Origin of the sequence: Paenibacillus sp. FSL R10-2782 (assembly GCF_038592985.1) — a bacterium.
GTDB lineage: Bacteria > Bacillota > Bacilli > Paenibacillales > Paenibacillaceae > Paenibacillus > Paenibacillus terrae_C.
Genome location: NZ_CP151951.1, coordinates 2354486 through 2377347, shown reverse-complemented (window position 1 = coordinate 2377347; position 22862 = coordinate 2354486). Strand labels below are relative to the sequence as shown.

Below are 22862 nucleotides of genomic sequence, written 5' to 3'. Positions count from 1 at the left end.
TTCTTTGTATACTGGCAAGATTGCTGATTTGAAATTGCTCTTGGGATTGTTGCAATATGCTTATTTAAATCGTTTAAAGGCAGATGAGTTAATTAAAATAAGAGGGATTGGAGTTTAAACGAACCTTGGTGCGGACATGCTTGGAATATCAGCGCATTTGCAGCAGAATGAAATGAAATGAGGTTGAATATATGCAGGATTGGGCCGAGGTTGCTTTACGCACATTAATGGCTGTCGCTGTATTATTTTTAATTACCAAAATACTTGGAAAACGTCAGGTTTCCCAGCTCTCCTTGTTCGAATATATCACCGGAATAACGATGGGTAACCTGGCCGCTACCATTCCTATGGAGCGAGAATCAACTTGGTACTTGGGCTTTATAGCTTTGGCAGTATGGGTCCTAACAACATTTGTCATTGAAATATTGCAAATTAAAAGCAAGAAGGTCAGGGATTTTGCCGATGGAAAAACCAGAACCCTGATCAAAGACGGCAAAATTTTAGAGGATAATCTGCGAAAGGAACGACTTACGCTGGATGAACTCATGGAGCAGTTGCGGAGCAAGAATGTATTCAAGGTGTCTGACGTGGAATTTGCCATTATGGAGACCAGTGGTGAAGTCAATGTGCTATTAACCAAAGAAAAACAGCCCTTAACGCCTAAGGATCTGAATATGCGGCAACTACCGGAGAAGGAACCAACAGCCATTATTATGGATGGACAACTCATGGAGCAGCAAATGGCATACATGGGAATTACTCACCAATGGCTCGATGCCAAGCTGAAGGAAAAGAGCCTGACGGTCAAGGACGTATTTTTCGCGCAGGTGGACCCGCAAGGGGAGCTATTCATTGATCCTTACAGCGATAATGTACAGATGTCCAAGGTACAGGACTCTAATCAAGCCGTGCTGACGCTGTTGGAACAATGCACGACTGAATTACAAAAGCTGGCAACGGGCTCCAGTGAGCAGCAAAGCAAGCAGCTTTTTGAGCAATGCTCACAAAGCTTAAAGCAAGCGATTCAGGAAATGAAGCCGATAAATCCAACTGAACCCTGAGTATACATGTCCATGACATAAGCATACGAGCTGGTAACCCAAAGGAGCGTCTTCAAGGCCATAAATGGCTGAAAAGGCGCTCCCTTTGGCTTTAATCATTTCATCTATTTTATATTGTAAAAAAATAATCTCGTTCTACCTTGCTCACTCTTAAACCAAATGTTTTATACCATTCGGCTTTCCCTTTCTCCTGTGCTACCTTGTGCATTTCGTTATGTTTCCAATTTTTTATAGCGTCTAAGGATTCCCAATAAGAAACCGTGATGCCTACTCCGTTTTGGTCACGAACACTTTCCATGCCCAGAAAACCAGGCTGTTTAGCAGCCAGTTCCTCCATTTTGTCTCCCATCTTTCCATATCCGCCATCTCCTTCAGTACGTTCAGAAGTAAAGATAGCAGCATAATAAGGAGGCTGTGGCGTTTTTGCAATTGAATTCATAGGTACCTCCCAGAAATGAAATGGTTATCAGCTTTTTTCTTAAGTCTGGATTTTGCAAAATCCTCAAGTTCGATTATAACCACAATACTAAGATAAAAAAAATGAATATATATGATACTATATATGAATATATTTCATGCAATGTAGGAGGACACATGAATTTGTTTAAATATAAGGTCTTTCTTAGCGTAGTAGAAGCAGGAGAACTTCTTAATCTTACACAATCCGCCATTAGCCATGCTGTTTCCGGTTTGGAACATGAATTGGGCTTGACTCTTCTGATTAGAGGACGTTCAGGCATCAAATTGACCAGCAATGGAGAACGTCTGATGAAACATTTCAGAGAGATCGTGCAAATGGACGAAAGGCTCTATCAAGAGGTCGCTCTAATTAAAGGACTGGAAACCGGAACTGTCAAAATAGGTACATTCTCAAGTGTATCCATCCAGTGGTTGCCCGGTATTATCCATAAATTTAACGAGCAGTTTCCACTTATTGAACTGAAACTGCTCGACGGTAACTACCATGAGATTGAGCATTGGATAGCCAGCGGAGAAGCTGATTTTGGCTTCGTTAATCTGCCTGCTTTAGATGTACTGGAAGTACTGCCGCTAAAAAAAGAAAGAATGCTGTGCGTACTGCCATCTAATCACATGCTTCGGGAGCAAACAACCATACGTGTGGATCAACTCCTTGATGAGTCCTTCATTATGCCTGCTTCTGGCTGCGACACCGATGTACGGAGAATTTTTTCCCAGCACAAGCTTGCTCCGAAAATCAAATATGAATTAGAAGATGATCATGCCATTATGGCTATGGTGCAAAACGGACTGGGCGTAAGTATTCTTCCGGAAATGATTTTAGTTCAAAATCCTTATGAACTTTGTATTCGGCCTTTGGAGGGAAAACATTCCCGCACTATTGGTATCGCTACTACTTCTTTGAAGAACATGGCTCCAGCCGCCAAAAAGTGTATGAACTTCATTGCTGAGTGGATCACTAAGTCCATATGACATCCTATTTCTGTAAATTGGATTCACCTTTTAATCTATAGACGACGATTCATCCGGTGTTGGCCATGGCAATGGATTTTCAAAGCCTGACCAGTCCATGTCCATTTCGCTATCATTCAGCAGACATTCATCCAACTCTTCTTCCAGTTCCGGTTGATTCATTCCGATACCAATCATGACGATTTCGTTCATACGATCGCCCCATTGCTCATCCCAATTATCTAGAACCTCAGGATCAGCCGCGACGATCTCCTGACGTTCTTCCTCGGATAACGCCGCAAGCCAACTTCCAGCAGGACCAAACTGAATGGAGGACCCTGCCTGGCTGATACTGGCCGCCCAATCCTGAGGGGTCGCAATCCAGGCCAAACCTTTGGCGCGAACGACCTCCTCCGGCCAGTAGCTCATAAACTCAGCCAATCTGGCAGGATGAAACGGTCTTCTGCGGCGATATACAAAGGAATTGATTCCATATTCGTCCGTTTCCGGTGTATGGCTCTCTAGCTCCAGCTCACGAATCCATCCGGCGGATTGGCTGGCCTTATCAAAGTTAAACAATCCCGTGTTCAAAATGTCCGAAGGAGCAACCTGTCCCTTGGAAGCGCGAATGATTCTGGCTTCAGGCTGCAATCTGCGCAGCACGCCCTCAAGTTTGTCCAACTGCGGAGGCTGAACCAAATCGCATTTATTCAGAATCAGTACATCACAGGTTTCAATCTGATCAATCAGCAAGTCCGAAATATCACGCGTGTCGTCTTCTCCCGTAGCCTGCCTGCGATCCAGCAGTGTTTCTCCCGATTCAAAATCATGCCAGAAACGGTTCGCATCGACCACCGTCACCATGCAATCAAGCTTTGCTAAGGAAGTCAAATCAATGCCTGTCCCTTCGTCGGCGTACGTAAAGGTTTGAGCGATAGGCACAGGTTCACTGATCCCTGTGGATTCGATTAAAATATAATCAAACTCGCCTTGTTCGGCCAGCTTCTTGACTTCCAGTAACAGGTCTTCGCGCAATGTGCAGCAAATACAGCCGTTGGACAGCTCAACCAGTTTCTCTTCTGTTCTGGACAAGCCACCTTCTTTTTTTACCAGTTCGACGTCAATGTTCACTTCGCTCATGTCATTGACGATCACGGCCACTTTCATTCCATCTCGATTGCTTAACACATGATTCAAAATCGTTGTTTTCCCTGCCCCCAAATATCCACTCAGCACCGTTACCGGGATTACTTTCTTATTCATTGGTGGTACGCTCCCTTTAATATAAACTCATCTTCATTATACTTTTTTAAATCGTAATAATTACTATTAATACAGGCATTCAGTAATATACATGATCCCTTTCGCCTTGTCAACTGCGGAGAAACTCTTGAAATGAATCATAAAAAGTTATTAATATATGATAATAACGATACTTAAAGAATAAGGTGAATGTTTTGCAATCAATCTGGCTAGGCGTATTGGCTGCTTTCTTTTTTGCTTTTACTTTTGTTCTCAATCGGTCAATGGAGCTATCAGGGGGGAGCTGGGTATGGAGTGCTTCTTTGCGATATCTGTTTATGCTCCCCATTTTATTCGTCATCGTCTTGACCCAACACAAGCTTAAACCTCTTTGGAACGTCATGAGAGAACAAGCGTGGACCTGGGCTCTATGGAGCTTCGTCGGGTTTGGATTGTTTTATGCTCCATTATGCTTCGCATCAGCTTATTCACCAGGCTGGCTGATCGCTGGAACGTGGCAAATTACCATTGTTTCCGGTTCTTTGCTTGTCCCGTTATTTTCTGAAATTGTGCAAACGGAGAACGGTCCTTTAAAAGTACGAGGGAAAATCCCCATTCATGGACTTATGATGTCTTTGGTTATTTTACTAGGCATTATTCTCATGCAAATCGAACAGTCGCAATCCATTTCTGCTCAAGATTTTTTATTCGGTATCCTGCCTGTCGTACTCGCTTCATTTGCCTATCCACTAGGTAATCGTAAAATGATGGAAGTTTGTGCAGGACGGTTAGATGCCTATCAACGTGTACTCGGGATGACTTTAGCCAGTTTGCCGTTTTGGCTACTACTTTCGTTATATGGGGTTTTTAGCGTGGGAATGCCGAGTCAGGAGCAAACGATACAATCTGCTTTGGTGGCCGTGTTTTCAGGGGTGATCGCCACAGTCCTGTTTTTTAAAGCCACAGATCAGGTTCGTGGAAATATGCAAAAGTTAGCAACGGTTGAAGCGACACAATCTCTGGAAGTGCTTTTCGCATTAATGGGAGAACTGATCTTTTTATCTATGCAGATTCCTTCCCTTTTATCATGGATCGGTATGTTCATCGTGATCCTCGGCATGATTCTGCACAGTTATAGTACACATGATAAAAAAATCCTCCCTCGGATGATGCCTAAAAAGACAGATCACGTTTAGCGCAGGATTATTCTGTTCATGATCGCTTATCGTTCAGGTTCTGACAGGGCAATCTAGTAAAAAAGCAGCAGACTCAGGAGACTACTCCTGATCTGCTGCTTTTTTGTGATTCTCTTCTTGTCTTCGATAGGAAGATGCTAAATTACCATGCGTAGGCTTCCGGCGCAGGTTTGCCGGGGCCAGGGAAAATCTCATTCAGCTTGGTAAGCACATCCGCGCTCAATTTGACCTCAGGCACACGCAGAGCATCCTCCAACTGATCCAATGTCCGTGGGCCGATAATCGGAGCCGTTACGGCCGGATGAGACAATACCCAAGCCAGCGCAATCACGTCTTCCTTTTCGCCCAACTCGCGGGACAACGCTGCAAATTGCTCCAGCTTCCCACGATTTTGTTCAATCTTTTCCTTGGAACGTGCGCTACGTGAGCCTGTGCCTGCCAATGCATTACGTCCCAGCAATCCGCCAGCCAGCGGGCTCCATGGAATAACACCGAGTCCCAGCTCCTGAGCCGCAGGTAATACCTCTAGCTCGGCGGAACGCTCATTCAGGTTATACAAATGCTGCTCGGATACCAGCCCCAAAAAACGGCGTGCCTTCGCTTCGGCCTGCGCCACAGCAATATGCCAGCCCGCAAAGTTACTGGAACCGATATAATCGACTTGTCCCCGATCCACAACCGACTCGAATACGCCCCACAGCTCATCCCATGACACGTTTCGGTCAATATGATGCATCTGATACAGCTCGATATGATCGGTCTGCAAACGTTTCAGAGAAGCATCCAAATGACGGCGGATTTTGTAAGCTGACAAGCCTGATCCTGCGTTCGGCCCGTCGTTCTCATTTTTCATATCCCCGTATACCTTCGTCGCAAGCACGACCTTCTCACGTCTACCGCCACCCTGCTGGAACCAGCGTCCGATAATTTCCTCCGTCCACCCTTTGCGGTCATGACCATATACATTGGCTGTATCAAAGAAATTAATGCCCGCATCCAGCGCAGCATCCATAATTTTAAACGCTTCCTTTTCTTCGGTTTCCGGCCCAAAATTCATCGTGCCCAGACACAACCGACTAACCTTTAAGCCTGACTTTCCCAAGTATGAATACTCCATATTGCCTCCCGCCTTTGCCTAAGAGTTTTAAATACCGTAAAAATCCCATGCCAAAAAAGACCATACTCATTTCATTAACCAGAAAGCACCGCCTTGAAACACCCCGAAATGCATTTTAAGGTTTGGCAGCGCACGCAAAAAAGCCCCGCACCCTGCCGAAGCAGCAGACGCGAGGCCATCTCCCCTCATACTACCACCCACCGTTAAAAGGAAAGTGACTTTACGGTGGTAGCCCCAGCGTAGCGGAGGATTTGAATCTGAAGAAGCGCCAGCGTTCGCCTGAAAGCTTTCCATTGGAAAGCTCGCATCGTAAGCATAAGCTGCCACGGGATTCTTACCTTTTCATGTCCTATCCAATCCAAAGAATCCCGTGGCAACAGCGATCGTAAGATCAAATCCTACGCGGAGCGCTCAATCCAACCACCGTAACTCCCACTCTTTTTAACAATCAAGGAATCAATTTCGTCTCTTTCGCTCGCTCAGCCATCTTCTTCGTATACTTGCTGAGCGGCTTCTTAAGCACCAATCCAAACAGGAAACAAACCCCGATAAATACAAGCAGCATCACCACATCCCGTGTTACCGTCGAAGGCAGCATCCCCCCTACCGTTTCCCGTAACAGACTAACCGCATAGGTGAAAGGAACGAACGGATTCAGCGCTTGAAAAAACGGCGTGCTCGTCGCAATCGGGAATGTGCCCCCTGAGCTAGAGAACTGAAGCACCAGCAAGATAACCGCCAGCCCCTTACCGATATTGCCAAACACCGAAACCAGTGTATAGGTCATAGCTGTGAATACGAGACTAATCAGTATGGAGGAAAGTACAAATGACACTTTGGCATCCACATATGCCCCGAGCAGGAACAAGTCACCGAGCGACACGCTAAGCGCCTGAAATATACCGATAGTGGAGAACGTCATAAGCCGCCCGAAGTACACTTGGTAGCTTTTGTATTTACCTTCCGGGTCTTCTACATCTACCCTGAACATCGACACCAGCAGCATCGCACCTACCCAAATGGACAATGTGGTATAAAAAGGCGACATCGCAGAACCATAGTTCGGAATCGGATAAATCCGCTCCTGTTTCAACAAAACCGGACTGCCGAGAAAATCGCTCTCCTTTTTCACATCCCCCTTGAGCAACGCAATGGCCCGTCCAAGGGCATTTTCACCTTTGAGCTTGCGAATCGTGTCTGCGGCCTGACGTATGGAATCCTCAGCAGCAGGAAGATCCGTTCTGACAAAGTTGGCTACCTGGTGCACCGCATGTTCTGCCTCGGGAAACTTGTTCTCAATCAGGTCAGCCATTTTGACAAACTGCTGCTCCGCCTTCGGCAAATCGTTGCGCACAAAATCCGCCGCCTGATGAATTTTACTTTTCACTGCTGGCAAATCGTTATTCACGAAGTCCGCTGCCTTGTTTACAGCATTCTTAAATTCGCCCATGCGTCCCTGAATCGTCGTAGCCGCTTCATGCAGCTTTTGTCGGTATTGCGGCAGGTCCTGCTGGAGACGGGTCAGTTCTTCCTGACCGAATTGTGCGGCAGCCTGAGCGTCGTTTAATATTTTTTCAATATTCGGTAGCTGCTCTTGAGCCGTATTCAGCACATTCGCGGAATTGCGGGCAACGGTCTTCATTTGATCCAACGCTTTTTGAATGGCTGGTGCGTATTCCGTATCATAGTTGCCCAAAATGCTGTCAATCCCGCTGCTGATTTCTCCAGCAAGGCGGTCAGCGTTATCCAGTAGATTTTGTGCAGGCTTCTCGCCGCGCTGAATGGCATCCCCGATGCTTGTAACCGTGCTATTCAAGCGACGGAAACGGTCCTCTACACCGCTCACACGGGAAATGAGCGAATCCAGCGGCTGACTAGGCAAATATCCGTTAACACGGGACAGCAACTGAGAAATACGATCCAGCACTCCCACAGCAGTGGTCAGTCTTCCGCTAACCCGCTTCACCGCAGCCTGTGCTACTTTAGGATCAAAATCAACACCCCGGATGATCCCTGTGATCTCCGAAACTTCATTTGCCATTTGCTGTACCAACTGTAAATCCTCTTTGACCACCGTTCCGATGGAATCAAGCGCACCATCATTTTTATCCAGAAAGTCAAGTAATCCGTTTGTAAAATCCTTGCCCGCATTCGCAATTTGTTGTACTTCCGGCAACGCTTTTTGTGCGGCATTAATGACCTTAAGCGCCGTTTGCGTGTCCTCCAATGCCGTAGCCAATGCGCTTTCTACCTTACCAAAATTTTGATCCAGCTCCACGATCCGATCTCCGGCCTTTTGAATATCCGGCAGCCTTTTTTGTATATCTAAAATAGTCGCCGCCACCTTGTCCAGCTCGGGCAAGTTTTTTTCAATTTTGAGCACCAGATCGCCAGCACGGTTAATTTCAGGGATTTTCTCCTTCAATGCGATGATCTTTTGTCCCTGTGCCTTAATTTTCGGCAAATTCTGCTCCAACTCGATTGCTTGCTTGCCTAATCTGTCGATATCCGGCAGTCGGTTGTTCAGCTCCAACACCCGGTTCTCAATGTTGCGAATGGTTGGTAGCTCCTCCTCCAGCTTCACCCCGGCTTCCTTTAACTTGGTTAGCACGGCCTGACTGGCGGTTTCAATAAAGTTTTGGCTAATCTGATTCGTCAGAGCGGTTGCCCCCGAAGATGTAATTTTCGGTGCGACCGCATTAATTTTTTCATTGACGGCGTAATCAATCTCTGGCTTTTGCGGATTTTCTGTGAGTACGCTCGTAATTTTTTTGGAAAAATCCTTTGGAATGAGCAAACTCGCGTAATAATCTCCGTTCAGCACACCTTTTCTCGCTTCTGCTTCGTTGACAAAGGTCCAGCCCAGTTTTTTGTTATTTTGAAGGTTATGCAAAACCTCGTCACCGATATTAATCTTCTTCCCGTTCACCTCAGCACCCTGATCCTGACTCGTTACTGCAATTTTAATACCTGATGTATTTGCATAAGGATCCCACATTGCTTTCAAATTCACCCATGCATAGACGGAAGGCAAAAGAATAATACCAATGACCAATAAAGTCCCGGTTGATACTTTAAATACATTTTTCCAGTCTGTTAAGTAGATTTGCCATATCTTCCGCAACTTCACCACTCCTTGTATGTACATTAACCTGTAGTCCAGTGTTGTATGCACACGTATTGTAAACGATTCGAGCGAATGAAGCCAATTATTGTGTGCATACTCACAAGCTCTCCTTCAATAATATGCGGGGTACATGATATAATAAATGGGAATGGAGATGATCTTGAATGAGCGAGCTACTGGACCCACGAAATGACTTTGTGTTTAAACGTATTTTTGGCAGTGAAGACAATAAAGATGTACTCTTGGCTTTTCTCAATCGTACTTTCGCGGAGTCAGGCGAGTCGCCGTTAACTGAAATCATTTTGCTAAATCCTTATACGGATAAAGATGCTCCACTTGATAAGCAATCCATTTTTGACATTTGGGCCAAAACGGCAACAGGTAAACATATTAACGTGGAAATGCAGCTATTTAATAAATATGATATTGAAAAACGAACTCTGTTTTATTGGAGTAAAAGATATTCGGGTCAGTTACAAGAGCGTCAAACCTATAAAGAACTCAAAAAATGTGTCACTATCAATATTCTAAACTATTCCTTTCTGCCGAATGATCGATATCATAATGTGTTTCATTTACGGGAGGATCATACGGGAATTGAGCTTAGTGATGACTTTGAGGTACATTTTATGGAATTATCGAAGGTAAATGACACGTCCGTTCCAGTGGAAGGTGGCTTAATTAATTGGCTTCTCTTTCTGAAAGGGGCTGACAAATCCAACTGGGAGGTGCTTACCGTGAATGAACCAACTCTAAAAAAAGCGATGGATACACTCGAGTTCCTAAGTCAGGATCGGGAAGCGCGGCGTTTGTACGAGGAACGTCAAAAATACCTTCATGACGAAGCTTCCATGATTGAGTGGGCCACGGAAAAAGGTCTGAAAAAGGGGCTAGAAGAAGGTTTGGCTAAAGGTTTGGCTAAAGGTTTGGAAGAAGGACTGACTAAAGGCGAGCGTCAAAAAGCTGTTGAAATCGCAAGGAACATGCTATCTTTAGATATTGAAATTGAAGTTATTGCCAAAGCGAGCGGATTATCTGAATCCGAGGTTCAATCATTGAAACCGATTCAATAATTTATTTTTAGCAAAGCGTTTAACCCTGAAAACTCGCCTTGTTCTTTAGAAAGAACAAGGCGAGTTTTTTGTAAACAAAAACATAAAAAATAAATCAACCCTTTTTAGCCTTACCACTCCTCGTTCATTGGCCGTGATCCTGGCAAACACGTTCATGTCATTCCCTCTCCCATCACTAACAAACCAAAAGAAGCCCCTCAGACCTAGTTCATAGGCTTAAGGAGCTTCTTATTCACTTCGTTATCCATTCTTCAGCAGTCTGGCCGCTGAAAAGGCTGCGCCATGACGCAATTTCCGCTTTTCCAGCCGTTTGTGCAGCGAACGGTTATACAGAACTTGAATGACAAAATACGAGATAACCCCTAGCACCACACCGAAAATCGACATGCCAATCAGAATGTGCAGTCCTCCATGCAGCAAGTCTCTAAATACAGCCCAATTACCATGAAACAGTTCCATAAAGGAATGTTCATGGAGCCTGCCTCCCCGTACATGTACCGGGTAATGGGACGGATAAATCCAAGCTCCCAATTGCTTGGCGAACGGCATCAGCACAATCGGCAAAAAGGTCAGCTTACCTACAACGTTGCCCACAATTGCCGCAGGCAACGAGCCACCAGACAGCCGGACAACCGGGTAAAACACGAGATATACCAGCGAAGCCGTGGAGATAACAATCATCTCCAAAGCGAAGCCAATGGCAAAGCCCAGAGAGATTTTCTTCACTCCACCCGGCGCACGCAGTAGCTTGATGAAATTCAGACGAATCGCCCGCCATATATTTTGAAACATATTATATTTCTTCTTTGATTGGTTAGGTTTGAGCCTGTTCGGATTGAGCTTTATCAATAGGAGGACTCCTTCAGCAGTACAATTCAAGTTCAGGAATGAGGTTATACAGCTACCCATCCTTACTTATGTCTATACTGTCATTATAACCCTCAGCGTTCGAAAAGCAATGTCATTCCGCCTGTTTCGCCGTATTAGGACAAGATTCGCTTGTTGACATCGTTTTGGAGAGGTACAATGTTCCAAATATCGGCCGCGTACTGCTGAATTGTGCAATCACTGGAAAACTTGCCAGCATGTGACATGTTTACAATAGCACGCCGCGTCCACTCAGACGGATTTCGGTACACCTGCTCGATATGCACCTGAGTATCTACATACGCCGCAAAATCCTTGAGCACAAAGTATTCGTCATTGTGATCAATCAGGGATTGATAAATAGCCTCAAATTCCCGTTCATGCCGCGTAAAAGGAGCATCATTCACCAGTTGATCCAGCACTTCACGCAGCCGTTCGTCGCTGTTGGCTGTTTTGCGCGCTGAATACTGCCCGTCCCGGTAATACGCCTCGATCTGATCCACCTTCAGTCCGAAAATGAACATATTGTCATCGCCCACCATTTCATGCATTTCTACATTGGCTCCGTCCAGCGTACCCAGGGTGAGTGCACCATTCATCATAAATTTCATATTTCCGGTGCCTGAAGCTTCCTTGCCTGCCGTGGAAATTTGCTCGCTGACATCAGCCGCAGGAATAATCAGCTCGGCCAGTGAAACCGAGTAATTTTCCAGAAAAACGACTTTCAGCTTGTCCCTGACATCCACATCCCGATTGATCGTGTCCGCTACGTTGTTAATAAGCTTAATCGTCAGCTTGGCAAGATAATAGCCGGGAGCAGCTTTAGCTCCAAAAATAAACGTACGTGGCACCACATCCAGGGAAGGATTATGTTTGAGCTGATTGTATACGTGCATCACATGCAAAATATTAAGCAGTTGCCGCTTATATCCATGCAGTCGTTTGACCTGTACATCAAAAATCGAGGACGTATCCAGTCGCACGCTCTGTTTAGCAAAAACCTGCTCCGCGAGCCTGACTTTATTATTTCGCTTAATCGCCTGTATCCGTTCCTTGAACGGCTCGTCCCCGCTGTAACGAAGCAGGTCGATCAACTCGCGTGGACGAGTTCTCCAGCGTGTGCCTATCGTTTCATCATACAAGCTTGCCAGCTCGGGATTCGCGTGCATGAGCCAGCGGCGATGGGCAATCCCGTTCGTTTTATTGTTAAAACGGCCGGGGTACAGCTCGTGGAACGGCTTCATTTCCCGTTCCTTCAAAATTTGCGTGTGCAGCGCAGCCACCCCGTTGACGCTGTAGCTGCCAACAATCGCCAAATGGGCCATACGAATTTGTTCACCATGAATAATTGCCATTTCGCCAATTTTAATGTCCTGACCCGGATAACGCTCCAGCAGCATGGCACAATAGCGCTTGTTCATTTCTTCAATGATCAGGGAAACACGCGGAAGCAGCTCCCGCACCATGTTGACAGGCCATTGCTCCAGCGCCTCGCTCAATATCGTGTGATTCGTATACGAGACCGTCCGCGTCGTAATATCCCACGCTTCGTCCCAGCCCAAGCCCTTCACGTCCATCAAAATACGCATAAGCTCCGGTATAACGAGCGTCGGATGTGTATCATTAATATGCAGCGCTATTTTGTCAGGCAACTGGCTGTATGGCAACCGAAGCTTCTCAAACGTCCGCAAAATACTTTGCAAGCCTGCCGAGCAGAGGAAATACTGCTGCTTCAAGCGAAGCAGCTTGCCCTCATAATTCGAATCATCCGGGTACAGGAACGCCGAAATGGATTCCACCGAGCGATTATAGTCGAGAAAGCGATAGTAACCGCCCTCGCCTCGAATCGGCCCTCGAACAGGATCGAGCGCTGATTCCGCGCTCCAGATCCGCAATGTATTCACCTGCGCATGTCCGTAGCCCACCAGTGGAATATCGTACGGAACGGCCCAGACCGTTTCGGCATCTTGTGTCTCGAAAACAAGACGACCATCCTCCTCCCGAGTTTCCACATGTCCCCAGAACTGAACCTCGACCTTCTTGTCAGGACGGCGTTCCTCCCAAACATTTCCTTTTTGCAGCCAGTAATCAGGCAGCTCCACCTGGTTTCCGTCCACAATACGCTGCTCGAACAGACCATACTTGTAACGGATGCCGCAGCCATGTCCAGCATAGCCAAGGGACGCCAGCGAATCCATGAAGCAAGCTGCCAGACGGCCGAGACCGCCATTGCCCAGCCCCGCGTCTGCCTCCTGTTCTTCAATCTCTTCCAGATCCCAGCCCAGCTCTCCTAGCGCCTGCCGGACCATATCCACCACGCCCAAATTCAACAAATTGCTGCCCAGCAGACGGCCTATCAAAAATTCCAGTGAAAAGTAATAGACCTGCTTCTCTTGTCCTTCTTTATAGGCTTGGTTCGTTTCCGCCCAATTTTTGCCGACTTGTTCGCGGATCATACCGCCCAAAACCTTGTATACGTCTTCCGCCTGAGCTTCCTGCATCGGCTTGCCCAGCCTTCCGACCAGTTGCTCTCGAAAAGCCTGCTTAAATGCTTCTTTATTGCTGAACAAAGGTGTGACCTCCTGTTATTTCCGTTTTAAATGCTAAATCATACTTTTAAATCACGCTATTTTTGGCAATGACATAGGGAACTCTGGCGTCTCCAATCAAGGTACGATCCGGTGAAAGCTGCACATCCTTATCCAAAATCACATTTTCCACCACTGCGCCTTTACGGATGACACATTTTTGCATAATGATCGAGTTGCTTACACGTGCACCTTCCTCCACCCGCACCCCGCGAAAAAGGATGCTGTTTTCCACCTTGCCCCCAATCGTGCAGCCATTGGCAATAAGCGAATGATCCACCTCAGCAGTGTCTGTGTATCGGGTCGGAGCTTCATATTTGATTTTCGTATGCACCGGCTGATTCTGGAACAGTGCTTGATACTGCTGCTGATCCAGCAGCTTCATGCTGTTTTTATAGTAACTCTCAATGGAATTAATCACGGCATGATAGCCTTCATAGGGATATGCATAAATGCGCAGACCGCTTGGATTTTTCTGAATGGCATCCCGAAAAAAATGGTTATCCTGATGAGCAATGCAATGCTTCACCTGATCAAGATACAGGCTTTTGTCCATGACGAAAATTTCCAGATAAATATTATGATGATCCTGCTCCTGATGAATGCCCGTCACCCGTCCGTCCTCATCAATCTCCAGCCGAACACAGGGAGCGTGCTCAGATTCGAGCTGTTCTATTTGTTTGTACACAAGAGTGACGTCCGCGTTCTTCTCCCGGTGGTAACGGTATACATCCTCAATATCAACCTTGTTGACATGCTGGGTTCCGGCGTGAACAATCGTCTGACCTGATGAGCGATGAAAAAAATCCAGATTGTTGTGTACATGCTGCAAATCTCCAAGAGATGCATCCGTCGGATCATTCCAGTCTGGTGGCAAAATAAACAGCCCGCCCCGTCTGCGGTCCAAATCCCAAGGCCGACCTTCACCCAGATGATCCAGCAGCGAACGGTATTTGCGACGGATGAACAGTGCAATATCATGCACCCCTGCATGCATCATGTTGGATAAGGTAAAATCAATGAGCCGATATCGACTGGCAAAGGGTACTGCGGCCCCGCACCGGAAATAGGTCAATTCCTTCAACTGATCCAGTTCGTGATCCAGGTTGATGACTCCAATGAGTCGGCTCATAGCGGACACCGTCCTTATCCGGGTTATATTCGTGCATGAAGCTGGCTTTCCTGATCGAACAAAATAATTTCATCCGAGCTGCCCTCAGATCCGATGACCGTGTTGTCTTCAATGATTATGTTTTCGCTCACAATGGCCCGGTGAATACGAACATTGCGGCCAATTTTGACGTTCGGCATAATGACAGAATCAGTAATAACACTCCCCTTACCTACCTCAACTCCATAAAATAGCACAGAATGCCTGACCTCCCCATCCACCACGCAGCCTTCATTCACGATGCTGTTTTTCAGAATCGCCCGTTGGGTGATATACTGAGCCGGTTGATTAGGGCTACGGGTATAGATACGCCAGAAAGAGTCATTCAGATCCAGCGGCGGGTCCTGAGCCAGCAGATCCATGTTGGACTCCCACAAGCTCTGAATGGTGCCTACATCCTTCCAGTACCCAGCAAACGGATACGCATACAGCGACCGCCCATGCTGGAGCAGCAACGGAATGATATCCTTGCCAAAATCATGCGAGGATTCAGAATCACTCGCGCTCTCCAGCAGATATCGGCGCAACACCTCCCATTTGAACAAATAAATGCCCATGGAGGCCAGCGTGCTTTTCGGCTGCTCCGGCTTCTCCTCAAAGTCGTAAATTTTCAAATCATCATCGACGTTCAGAATCCCGAATCTTTTGGCTTCCTGAATCGTGACGTCGATGACGGAAATGGTGCAATCTGCTCCCTTTTCCTTGTGATAGTCGAGCATGCGACTGTAATCCATTTTATAAATGTGATCTCCTGACAAAATGAGTACATGCTCCGGGTCATACTGATCCAAAAAATGCAGATTCCGATAAATAGCATCCGCCGTACCTCGATACCAGTTGTTTCCATTCTCCTTCTCGTGGGGAGGCAAAACAAAAACTCCCCCATCCAGGCGGTCCAAATCCCAGTCGCTGCCTACGCCGATGTAGGAATGAAGCACCAGCGGTTCATATTGGGTTAGCACGCCTACGGTATCAATGCCGGAATGAGTGCAATTGCTGAGGGGAAAATCAATGATGCGGTAGGTTCCTCCAAAAAATACAGCCGGTTTGGCAAGTGTACGGGTCAGTCCTTTGAGTCTTTTGCCTTGTCCGCCAGCGAGCAGCATGGCAACTACTTCCTTCTTTCTCATAACAAAGACCTCCCTGTCATGTGCATCTGAAGCAATTGCGGCAGGATACTTGATAATATCCATTAAACGTGAATAGGCAGTCGTAATCGTTTCATGGACGAAGGAACGGGTAAGATTTGATGGAAAGGGTAAAATCATAGTTATGCGGAACGGGCGTAATGAAGCACTAAATCGTGAAATCCCGTTCATCATTTCACATTTTGGATGATTTTAAATCGTTTGTGTATGACAACATGAGCATAAGGAGGCATGAATCATGAAGAATAAAAAATGGGTCATAGCGGCATTGGGAATAGGTGTTGCGTATCTGATGAAAAATAAAGGGGCGCGCAATAAGGTATTGAACAAGGCACAGACCTTGATCAACCGCGCGAGAACATCTACAAAATGGTAAAGCTTTAATCCAAGAAAAAAGAGAGCCTCTCTGAATAGTCATTCAGGGGGGCTCTGCTCTGGCTTCCTCTGCATCCACGAACACAATGCCCGTTCGAAGCAGTATTTGAAGACGGTCAGACATTCTCCTGATGTTCTTCTACTTCCAAAATATGTTCGACGGTAAAGGTTCGATGCATCCATTTGGAGGAACGATAGGCCTGTAAAAGTCCTGTTGTACGAATTTGCTCTTTATCTACCTTTTTGAAGGTATGGGTTATTCTCACCTTTCCAGTAAAAGGGAAATAGGAAAGGCCCACAGCCTGATCCGACAGCCACTCAGCCCGGACCCTCCCGCATTTATGGCAAACCGCCGGAAAGGTTAAGCCGTCAGCGAACCATTCATAATCCGCAGTAGGTGTACCCGGCTCCCGACTACACAAAAACAGACTCAATTCGTCGCAGAACAACATTCTGCGTACATCCGTCCGCACTTGATGGTCAAAGGTTACACCAAATGACATCTCCTGCTTGAGCCTGTGCCGACGCTGCTCCTCTGCCTCCAGATAAGCACACGCCACTTGCTTGTCCTGAGCATCCTTATGCTCAGTCCGTCCGACTAGCTCCTTGTACATCAGGCTGCATAGCAGCGCGGCATAGGAATTCACTTGCTCGACTTCATCAATCCCTAGACGATAGAACACAAAACGTGGATGGAGTGGAAAATCAATAAATGTATAGGGTGCAGGTATCTGATCATTCCAAAAAGGAGCGGCGTCCAACTCAATCCACCCCCGGTCATGCTCCCGAGCTGCATATACAAAATCCTGCTTGTGCCGACGATTCTTAAAGGCACTTTCTTCCCACTGTGAAGCCAGCTCCCCTGAAATATGGGCATGGTCATGCTGCGTCGTCATCATATAAGCTTGGTCCGTTTCATAAATAACCATATGCTCTCCCCTTCCGTCCGGCGATTCATCTGATTCGTGTAAAAAACTCTGTTTGAAGGCATGGTTATACTTATTTTTATTATATCAGGATAAGGGTAAAAAGGCAGTGAAGTTTTCCGCATCCTTACTTCTAATTACCCGTAAGCTTCCTCACTCGAAACTGCTGCGGCGTCGTCCCTTCCAGCTCACGAAATACCTTGTTAAAATGCTTTGCATTGTCAAAGCCTACGGCAGCCGCAATTTCATAAATCTTGCCGCCTTGACACACCAGCAGTTTCTTAGCCTCTGCAATGCGCAATTTTTTTACATATTGAACAAAGCTCATGCCTGTATAGGCTTTGAACGCCTGACTAAAATACGTGTAATTCAACGATACCGAATTGGATACTACCGCCATATTCAAATCCTCGCTGTAATGAGCATGGATGTATTGGATAGCTCGCGTCATACTACCGCTTCTATCGGCGGTGACACTAGCACCATCCATACTTCCGGCCCGTCTATCCTTCTCCACTCCGACAATATTATCGTTTATGATAGGGTACCTCTGTTCCAGTCTGTCCTGACCTGCGTGCTGCTCCAATTCCTCGTTCAAGGTTGCCAGCGCACCGAACAGCTCCTCCCTGACAATCGGCTTGAGCAAATACTCCCGTGCTCCGCAGCGAATCGCTTCTCTTGCATACTGGAACTCGTCATATCCACTGAGAATGATCACCATAGGCCTGCGTCCCGGCTCCAGCTCGCGGATATGCTGCATCAGCATAATGCCATCCATGACAGGCATACGGATATCCGTAATGACCAGCTCAGGTGAATAGTGCTGTACATGCTGCCAAGCCTCTCTTCCGTCCTTGACTAGTGCACATTCATATAAGCCGGAAAATTCCCGTTCAATCATGGCCTGAAGGCCCATTCGAATGTTCTTTTCGTCATCCGCAATCAATAGTCTAGTCGCCATTGTCCACCCCTCTCATCATGTGACGTCTGGGCAAAATCAGGGTCACTGTCGTCGATTGTCCGAGGATACTGTCCAGTCGGATGCCGTACCCGACGCCATAATGCATACTCAGGCGACGATGCACATTGCGCAAACCGATCCCTCCATTCACTCCCGACTCACGAGAATCCATATCTTTTTGTCCCAGACCTGACATAATGTCTTGTCTTCTCTCCTCGAGTATCCCTGCTCCATTATCCCGAATGCGCAGCTCAAATCGTTCCTGCATCATGCAGGCTTCTATGGTAATGCTGAATGTCCGTTCAGGCTGTTCCCATCCATCCATTTCATTGTGTAATGCACTCCAGCCGTGCTTGATGGCATTTTCCACCACAGGCTGTAGCGACATTTTCAGCACTTCCTGCTCCATATACGCTGGCGGCAGATGAACCTCCAGACCAATTTGGTTGTCATGGCGAATGTTCATAATAGCCACATAATGCTGAATATGGCGGATTTCGTCCCGCAGCGCAACATATGGACCGGACCATTGGAGATTGTAACGCATCATCGAGCCAAGAGAGGTCAAGGCATCCGACAACGGATACTGACGCTCCAGCTCTGCCATCATTTTTAAATTTTCCAGCGTATTATAAAGAAAATGGGAATCAATTTGATGCTTGAGTGCTTGCAATTCAGCCTCCTGAGCAGCAGCCTGCTTGTGTACTGCCTCAGCAATAAGCCCGTTAATCTGACTCAGCAGACTGCGGAAATACAGGGCCAGCTCCGCCACCTCTCCACGTCCATACACGGGAATCCGAAGCTGAAAGTCTCCGTCTTGCTGTACCTTCTTCATGGATTCCCGCAGTGTATGAAGCTGTTTGAGGATAAAAGCGTGCAAGGTGTAGGAAATAAGTGACATCAACAAAATCAGTACACAAATAATAAGCAGCATAGCATTGCGCTTCTGACGGAGATCACCCAGCGAACCGTCCAGCGCTACCACGTTTAGCAGATAAGCGTCCAGCCCTTCTATAGAACCGTACAGACCGAGATAAGGCTTATTTTCATAAGTAAAATCAAAAGCACCACCCGGTCCCTGAACGCGGGACTGAAACAGATGGCGCAAATTGGACTCAGGTATGGGAAGCGCATCGGATAGAGGGGAGGCTGTTGCTATATCGTTAAAAGACATGGGCTTGCCGCTGTTCCATGGGCTGGAATCGCTGCCGCCCCATATGAGCATTTGTGACGATGCACGGTTATCTTGCCGAGTATCAAATACTCTGGGCGAAAATAACTCCAGCCTCATGTTCGTCTCCACCAAGCCCGCGTGTCTTTCTCCAGCACTTCCTACAGCCTGAATTTCACGCAGCAAAGCCATATACTGCACCGTTTCGCTTTCCTGTCGTGCTTGCCCTCGAAGCAAGCTTTTCGGTCCCTGATACATTTCCCACCAGATTTTTCCTTGCTGATGTTGAGCCGTTTTCAGCCAGGAAACCATAGGTAATCGTGACTCGTTGAAAATCATCGGCCATATTTCGCGTACGTGTGGATTGCTCGTATACAGCCGAATATTCGCCACATTGGGATTGCTGTACAGCAAATGCTGCAAATTCGGAAACACGTTCATGTTGAATTGCACCAGCTCATCACTGCTCATTTCACGTTCCTCAGTCAAATAACGGAGTACGTTGCGATCTGAAATCGCAAGCTGTGCGGTTCGCTCCATAATTTCCATATTGCTGTGAATATGGGCCAGCTCTGTATCCAGCACATACTGATTTTGGGCGGTAATCTCTTGCATGGTGTTCTCGTATAGCTGGTGAAAGGTATATAGCGAGAATAATACAACCGGGATTAAAATAACGGCGATATATGCGACAATGAGCTTGACTTGAAGAGAGCAGCCACCAAGCCGATCCGCCGTATCCGTCAGCCACCGCCATACTTCGCGGAGCAGCGGTCTTTTTATTCGTGGAAGTCTGCGGCTTGGCATGAAATCACATCCTTAGGTTCAATAAATCAGATCATTTGGTGAACTGCTCTATTTTCTTGAGGTTTTCTTCATAGGCCTTTTGCTGATAAGCCATGACCTTGTCATATCCGGCTTTTCTGCGATCTTCCAAAAAGCGGGCAAACAATTGGTCGAATTCTTCATCCGAGGAAGCCAGCAGCAGCTTTGGCAATGCCTTGCCCCAGATTTGGTCTATCCGTCCTGACGCAATGCCCTCTGCCGATGTTCCGGTCGGTTTGATGTTGTCGTATTGGGAGAAGCCTTTTGTCTTGCCCTTCGTCCAATCCTCCGGCTGCTTGTATGGATCCACGCTGGGCGGCGCCCACTGCAAATTCATATTCGTGTTCATCAGCATCCAGAAGGTGAAGGCAGCACCATATTTTTTATCAAAAGCAGCGCGGTCCTTGTTCATCTGCTCCAGCACCTCCGGCTTGAAGGCTGGCTTACCGTTAACCGTCTCCCACAGCTTCCCCTGCTCCCCGAGGTACAGGTCACGGTTCCCTTCCTCGCTAATCAGGTAGGTCAGGAATTCAATAGCACGCTCCTTGTCTTTGACATCCTTGGAAATGAGCGTTACCGTCCAGCCAGAAATACCCGGTCCAGCCAGCGCAGGCGGATCCAGCTTGCTGTTCGAAGGCCCATCGACCGCGATATAGACGGAGTTCGGGTCCTTCGCATACAATGTAGCCTGTTGTCCAGCAAAGTCGGAGCGCTGATACAGCATAGCAAAATACCGGCCCTGTGCTACCTTTTCCTCCATTTGCGGACGCTTGTCGATAAATACATCCTTGGCGATCAGCCCCTGCTCATTCGCTTGACGGAAGGTTTTGAGCCACCGAATATATTCTTCGTCTGAACGGCGGTCGTACAGCTTTCCGTCCTTTTCATGAGGAATGGCTAGAAAATTGAGTAAATAGTCTTCAAAAGAGTAATTCCCGTTGTCCGTAAATTCGTGAAACCCGATCGGGATCAGCGGCTGACCGTTCACATCAGGAAATTTCTCTTTCGCTTTTTGAAGCGCTTTCAAAAATCCTTCCGGTGTTCTCATATCCGGCTTACCAATCGCCTCATACATGTCCTTCCGCACCATAAACGTCTGGTTAGAAACAAAATTTTGCCCGTATTTTTGATAATCCTGCGGTGAAGAGGAAGCGTTGGGATAGCCGTATACATTTCCGTCCGGTTGCTGATACCAGGACATTTTCGCCGGGTCAGCCATTTTAATCAAATACGGATCGTATTTCTCAGCCAGCTTGTTGAGTGGAAGCACCATTTTGCCCTCGATCATTTTTTTGACTGCATCCTCTCCCCAACCGAGCGTCACAAAATCAGGCAGCTTGCCCGAGGCCAGCATTGTATTAAGCTTCTCATTTTCATTCCCTGCCGGTACGATAAAATTGACGCTGACCCCGGTTTTCTGCGTAACATACCTCGAGGTCTCATCCGTGCCCCACTTGTTCGGGAACCAGGAAAAGTTCAAATACCAGTCAAACGTAATCGGCTCCGTATCCGCCTTCCATCCCGGCGCATCTGCCGTAGCCTTTGTCATCTCGTCCTTCAATTCCGTGACAGCTCCGCCTCCTCCGGACGTACATGCTGCGAGCGAACCCGCCAGCAGAACGGCAGCCAGCAGCCCCTTCTGCCATTTGCGAATGTTCATCATAAATCTCCCCCTTGGATGATGTGCTATCCTTTGATCGAGCCGATCATCAGACCCTTGACGAAATATTTTTGCAGAAAAGGATATACCAGTACAATCGGTAGTGTCGTCACAACCATCGTCGCCAGCTTGATCGACTGCGAAGTGACGGACTGGGCAACAATCCCCGGTGCAGCAGACATCATCTGATTAGAGCTGGATTGGGCAACAACACGGTACAAATACGTCTGAATCGGCTGAAGGTCCGTATTATTGATATAGATCATTCCGGTAAAATAATCGTTCCACTGGTACACCCCATGAAAAAGCGCAATCGTCGCTACCACGGGCATGGATACGGGAAGCACAATCCGGCAAAAGATACTGAAATCGTTCGCCCCGTCTATTTTCGCCGCTTCCTCCAATGCATCCGGCAGCTCCCGGAAAAAAGCCATAAAAATTATAAGATCAAAAAAGCTGAACATCGCCGGAATAATATACACCCAAAAGCTGTCCAACAGCCCGAGATCACGTATCAGCAAATACGTCGGAATCAATCCCCCGCCGAAAAACAGGGTTATCGTACCGATCAGCATATACAGCTTGCGCCCAATCAGCTCCCTACGGGAATATGCATATGCAATCATGGCGGTAAAAAACACATGTACAATCGTGCCGATTACCGTCTTGGTAATGGTCACCCCCATCGCGGTCATAATACCGTTGTTCGCAAACACGGCCTGATAGCTGCCCAGACTAAATACTCTCGGCCACCAGTAAATACCACCCCGCATGGCGTCTGCTCCTTCGTTAAAGGAGTTCACCAGCACGTACCACACCGGATACAACGTTACAAAACATATGATCAGCATGAAGACGCTGTTCACGACATCGAATATCGCTTCGCCTGTCGTTTTGCGTTGCAATAGCTGCATGCAGTCGTC

The 22862-nt window shown here is 47.1% G+C and carries 19 protein-coding genes; 5 read left to right on the top strand and 14 right to left on the bottom strand.

Annotated elements, in window-relative coordinates:
• Positions 1–191 precede the first annotated feature (191 nt).
• Entirely contained in the window at positions 192–1061 is an 870-nt protein-coding gene (locus NST83_RS11065) for a DUF421 domain-containing protein (RefSeq protein WP_342417604.1), read from the top strand.
• A 109-nt stretch (positions 1062–1170) separates the two neighbouring features.
• Here NST83_RS11065 and NST83_RS11060 read toward each other — a convergent pair whose 3' ends face one another.
• On the bottom strand, positions 1171–1500 hold the full coding sequence (locus NST83_RS11060) for an antibiotic biosynthesis monooxygenase (RefSeq protein WP_137062895.1): 330 nt from the start codon (positions 1498–1500) through the stop codon (positions 1171–1173).
• Between the two features lie 155 nt (positions 1501–1655).
• Here NST83_RS11060 and NST83_RS11055 point away from each other — a divergent pair, with 155 nt between their 5' ends.
• Entirely contained in the window at positions 1656–2513 is an 858-nt protein-coding gene (locus NST83_RS11055; protein ID WP_342417603.1) for a LysR substrate-binding domain-containing protein, read from the top strand.
• A gap of 30 nt (positions 2514–2543) precedes the next feature.
• Here NST83_RS11055 and NST83_RS11050 read toward each other — a convergent pair whose 3' ends face one another.
• Positions 2544–3755 (bottom strand): GTP-binding protein, encoded by a 1212-nt coding sequence (locus NST83_RS11050; RefSeq protein WP_342417602.1) that lies wholly within the window; start codon positions 3753–3755, stop codon positions 2544–2546.
• Positions 3756–3949: 194 nt separating this feature from the next.
• Here NST83_RS11050 and NST83_RS11045 point away from each other — a divergent pair, with 194 nt between their 5' ends.
• Complete coding sequence (locus NST83_RS11045; protein WP_342417601.1) at positions 3950–4930, top strand: multidrug resistance efflux transporter family protein; 981 nt, start codon at positions 3950–3952, stop codon at positions 4928–4930.
• 142 nt (positions 4931–5072) lie between these two features.
• Here NST83_RS11045 and NST83_RS11040 read toward each other — a convergent pair whose 3' ends face one another.
• The 3 genes from NST83_RS11040 to NST83_RS11030 form a co-directional block, all read right to left on the bottom strand.
• Positions 5073–6047, bottom strand: a complete 975-nt coding sequence (locus NST83_RS11040) for an aldo/keto reductase (RefSeq protein WP_342417600.1) — start codon at positions 6045–6047, stop codon at positions 5073–5075.
• 66 nt (positions 6048–6113) lie between these two features.
• Complete coding sequence (locus NST83_RS11035) at positions 6114–6374, bottom strand: hypothetical protein (RefSeq protein ID WP_342417599.1); 261 nt, start codon at positions 6372–6374, stop codon at positions 6114–6116.
• 121 nt (positions 6375–6495) lie between these two features.
• A complete protein-coding gene (locus tag NST83_RS11030) occupies positions 6496–9171 on the bottom strand; it encodes a YhgE/Pip domain-containing protein (protein ID WP_342417598.1) in 2676 nt (891 codons plus the stop codon).
• A 167-nt stretch (positions 9172–9338) separates the two neighbouring features.
• On the opposite strand from NST83_RS11030, the gene NST83_RS11025 reads away from it, so the two are divergent.
• A complete protein-coding gene (locus NST83_RS11025; protein WP_342417597.1) occupies positions 9339–10247 on the top strand; it encodes an Rpn family recombination-promoting nuclease/putative transposase in 909 nt (302 codons plus the stop codon).
• 240 nt (positions 10248–10487) lie between these two features.
• Here the strand turns inward: NST83_RS11025 and NST83_RS11020 are convergent, their stop codons facing one another.
• The 4 genes from NST83_RS11020 to NST83_RS11005 all read right to left on the bottom strand — a co-directional run bounded on the left by NST83_RS11020 (position 10488) and on the right by NST83_RS11005 (position 16003).
• Entirely contained in the window at positions 10488–11039 is a 552-nt protein-coding gene (locus NST83_RS11020) for a DUF2062 domain-containing protein (RefSeq protein WP_342417596.1), read from the bottom strand.
• A 191-nt stretch (positions 11040–11230) separates the two neighbouring features.
• Positions 11231–13684, bottom strand: a complete 2454-nt coding sequence (locus NST83_RS11015) for a glycogen/starch/alpha-glucan phosphorylase (RefSeq protein ID WP_342417595.1) — start codon at positions 13682–13684, stop codon at positions 11231–11233.
• Positions 13685–13730: 46 nt separating this feature from the next.
• Positions 13731–14834, bottom strand: a complete 1104-nt coding sequence (gene glgD / locus NST83_RS11010; protein WP_342417594.1) for a glucose-1-phosphate adenylyltransferase subunit GlgD — start codon at positions 14832–14834, stop codon at positions 13731–13733.
• A gap of 23 nt (positions 14835–14857) precedes the next feature.
• A complete protein-coding gene (locus NST83_RS11005) occupies positions 14858–16003 on the bottom strand; it encodes a glucose-1-phosphate adenylyltransferase (protein ID WP_342417593.1) in 1146 nt (381 codons plus the stop codon).
• Positions 16004–16259: 256 nt separating this feature from the next.
• On the opposite strand from NST83_RS11005, the gene NST83_RS11000 reads away from it, so the two are divergent.
• A complete protein-coding gene (locus tag NST83_RS11000; protein WP_342417592.1) occupies positions 16260–16397 on the top strand; it encodes a hypothetical protein in 138 nt (45 codons plus the stop codon).
• A 115-nt stretch (positions 16398–16512) separates the two neighbouring features.
• Here NST83_RS11000 and NST83_RS10995 read toward each other — a convergent pair whose 3' ends face one another.
• From NST83_RS10995 to NST83_RS10975, 5 genes are all read right to left on the bottom strand, one after another.
• Positions 16513–17325: a DUF3891 family protein gene (locus NST83_RS10995; protein WP_342417591.1), complete on the bottom strand. Its 813-nt coding sequence runs from the start codon at positions 17323–17325 to the stop codon at positions 16513–16515.
• Between the two features lie 130 nt (positions 17326–17455).
• Positions 17456–18283, bottom strand: a complete 828-nt coding sequence (locus NST83_RS10990) for a response regulator (protein ID WP_342417590.1) — start codon at positions 18281–18283, stop codon at positions 17456–17458.
• The gene (locus NST83_RS10985) at positions 18273–20261 is read right to left on the bottom strand and encodes a histidine kinase (RefSeq protein ID WP_342417589.1); all 1989 of its coding nucleotides are present in this window, start codon (positions 20259–20261) and stop codon (positions 18273–18275) included. Before NST83_RS10985 ends, NST83_RS10990 begins: the two co-directional genes overlap by 11 nt.
• Positions 20262–20292: 31 nt before the next feature.
• Entirely contained in the window at positions 20293–21939 is a 1647-nt protein-coding gene (locus NST83_RS10980; RefSeq protein ID WP_342417925.1) for an extracellular solute-binding protein, read from the bottom strand.
• Positions 21940–21965: 26 nt separating this feature from the next.
• Positions 21966–22853, bottom strand: coding sequence for a carbohydrate ABC transporter permease (locus NST83_RS10975; RefSeq protein ID WP_137062881.1), 888 nt, complete (start codon positions 22851–22853; stop codon positions 21966–21968).
• Positions 22854–22862: the final 9 nt, after the last annotated feature.

Excerpts from the sequence above, each read along its gene's own strand:
- NST83_RS11065 (WP_342417604.1), top strand. The coding sequence starts at position 192 with ATGCAGGATTGGGCCGAGGTTGCTTTACGCACATTAATGGCTGTCGCT.
- NST83_RS11060 (WP_137062895.1), bottom strand. The coding sequence starts at position 1,500 with ATGAATTCAATTGCAAAAACGCCACAGCCTCCTTATTATGCTGCTATC.
- NST83_RS11055 (WP_342417603.1), top strand. The coding sequence starts at position 1,656 with ATGAATTTGTTTAAATATAAGGTCTTTCTTAGCGTAGTAGAAGCAGGA.
- NST83_RS11050 (WP_342417602.1), bottom strand. The coding sequence starts at position 3,755 with ATGAATAAGAAAGTAATCCCGGTAACGGTGCTGAGTGGATATTTGGGG.
- NST83_RS11040 (WP_342417600.1), bottom strand. The coding sequence starts at position 6,047 with ATGGAGTATTCATACTTGGGAAAGTCAGGCTTAAAGGTTAGTCGGTTG.
- NST83_RS11025 (WP_342417597.1), top strand. The coding sequence starts at position 9,339 with ATGAGCGAGCTACTGGACCCACGAAATGACTTTGTGTTTAAACGTATT.
- NST83_RS11020 (WP_342417596.1), bottom strand. The coding sequence starts at position 11,039 with ATGTTTCAAAATATATGGCGGGCGATTCGTCTGAATTTCATCAAGCTA.
- glgD (WP_342417594.1), bottom strand. The coding sequence starts at position 14,834 with ATGAGCCGACTCATTGGAGTCATCAACCTGGATCACGAACTGGATCAG.
- NST83_RS11005 (WP_342417593.1), bottom strand. The coding sequence starts at position 16,003 with ATGAGAAAGAAGGAAGTAGTTGCCATGCTGCTCGCTGGCGGACAAGGC.
- NST83_RS11000 (WP_342417592.1), top strand. The coding sequence starts at position 16,260 with ATGAAGAATAAAAAATGGGTCATAGCGGCATTGGGAATAGGTGTTGCG.
- NST83_RS10995 (WP_342417591.1), bottom strand. The coding sequence starts at position 17,325 with ATGGTTATTTATGAAACGGACCAAGCTTATATGATGACGACGCAGCAT.
- NST83_RS10990 (WP_342417590.1), bottom strand. The coding sequence starts at position 18,283 with ATGGCGACTAGACTATTGATTGCGGATGACGAAAAGAACATTCGAATG.
- NST83_RS10985 (WP_342417589.1), bottom strand. The coding sequence starts at position 20,261 with ATGCCAAGCCGCAGACTTCCACGAATAAAAAGACCGCTGCTCCGCGAA.
- NST83_RS10980 (WP_342417925.1), bottom strand. The coding sequence starts at position 21,939 with ATGAACATTCGCAAATGGCAGAAGGGGCTGCTGGCTGCCGTTCTGCTG.
- NST83_RS10975 (WP_137062881.1), bottom strand. The coding sequence starts at position 22,853 with ATGCAGCTATTGCAACGCAAAACGACAGGCGAAGCGATATTCGATGTC.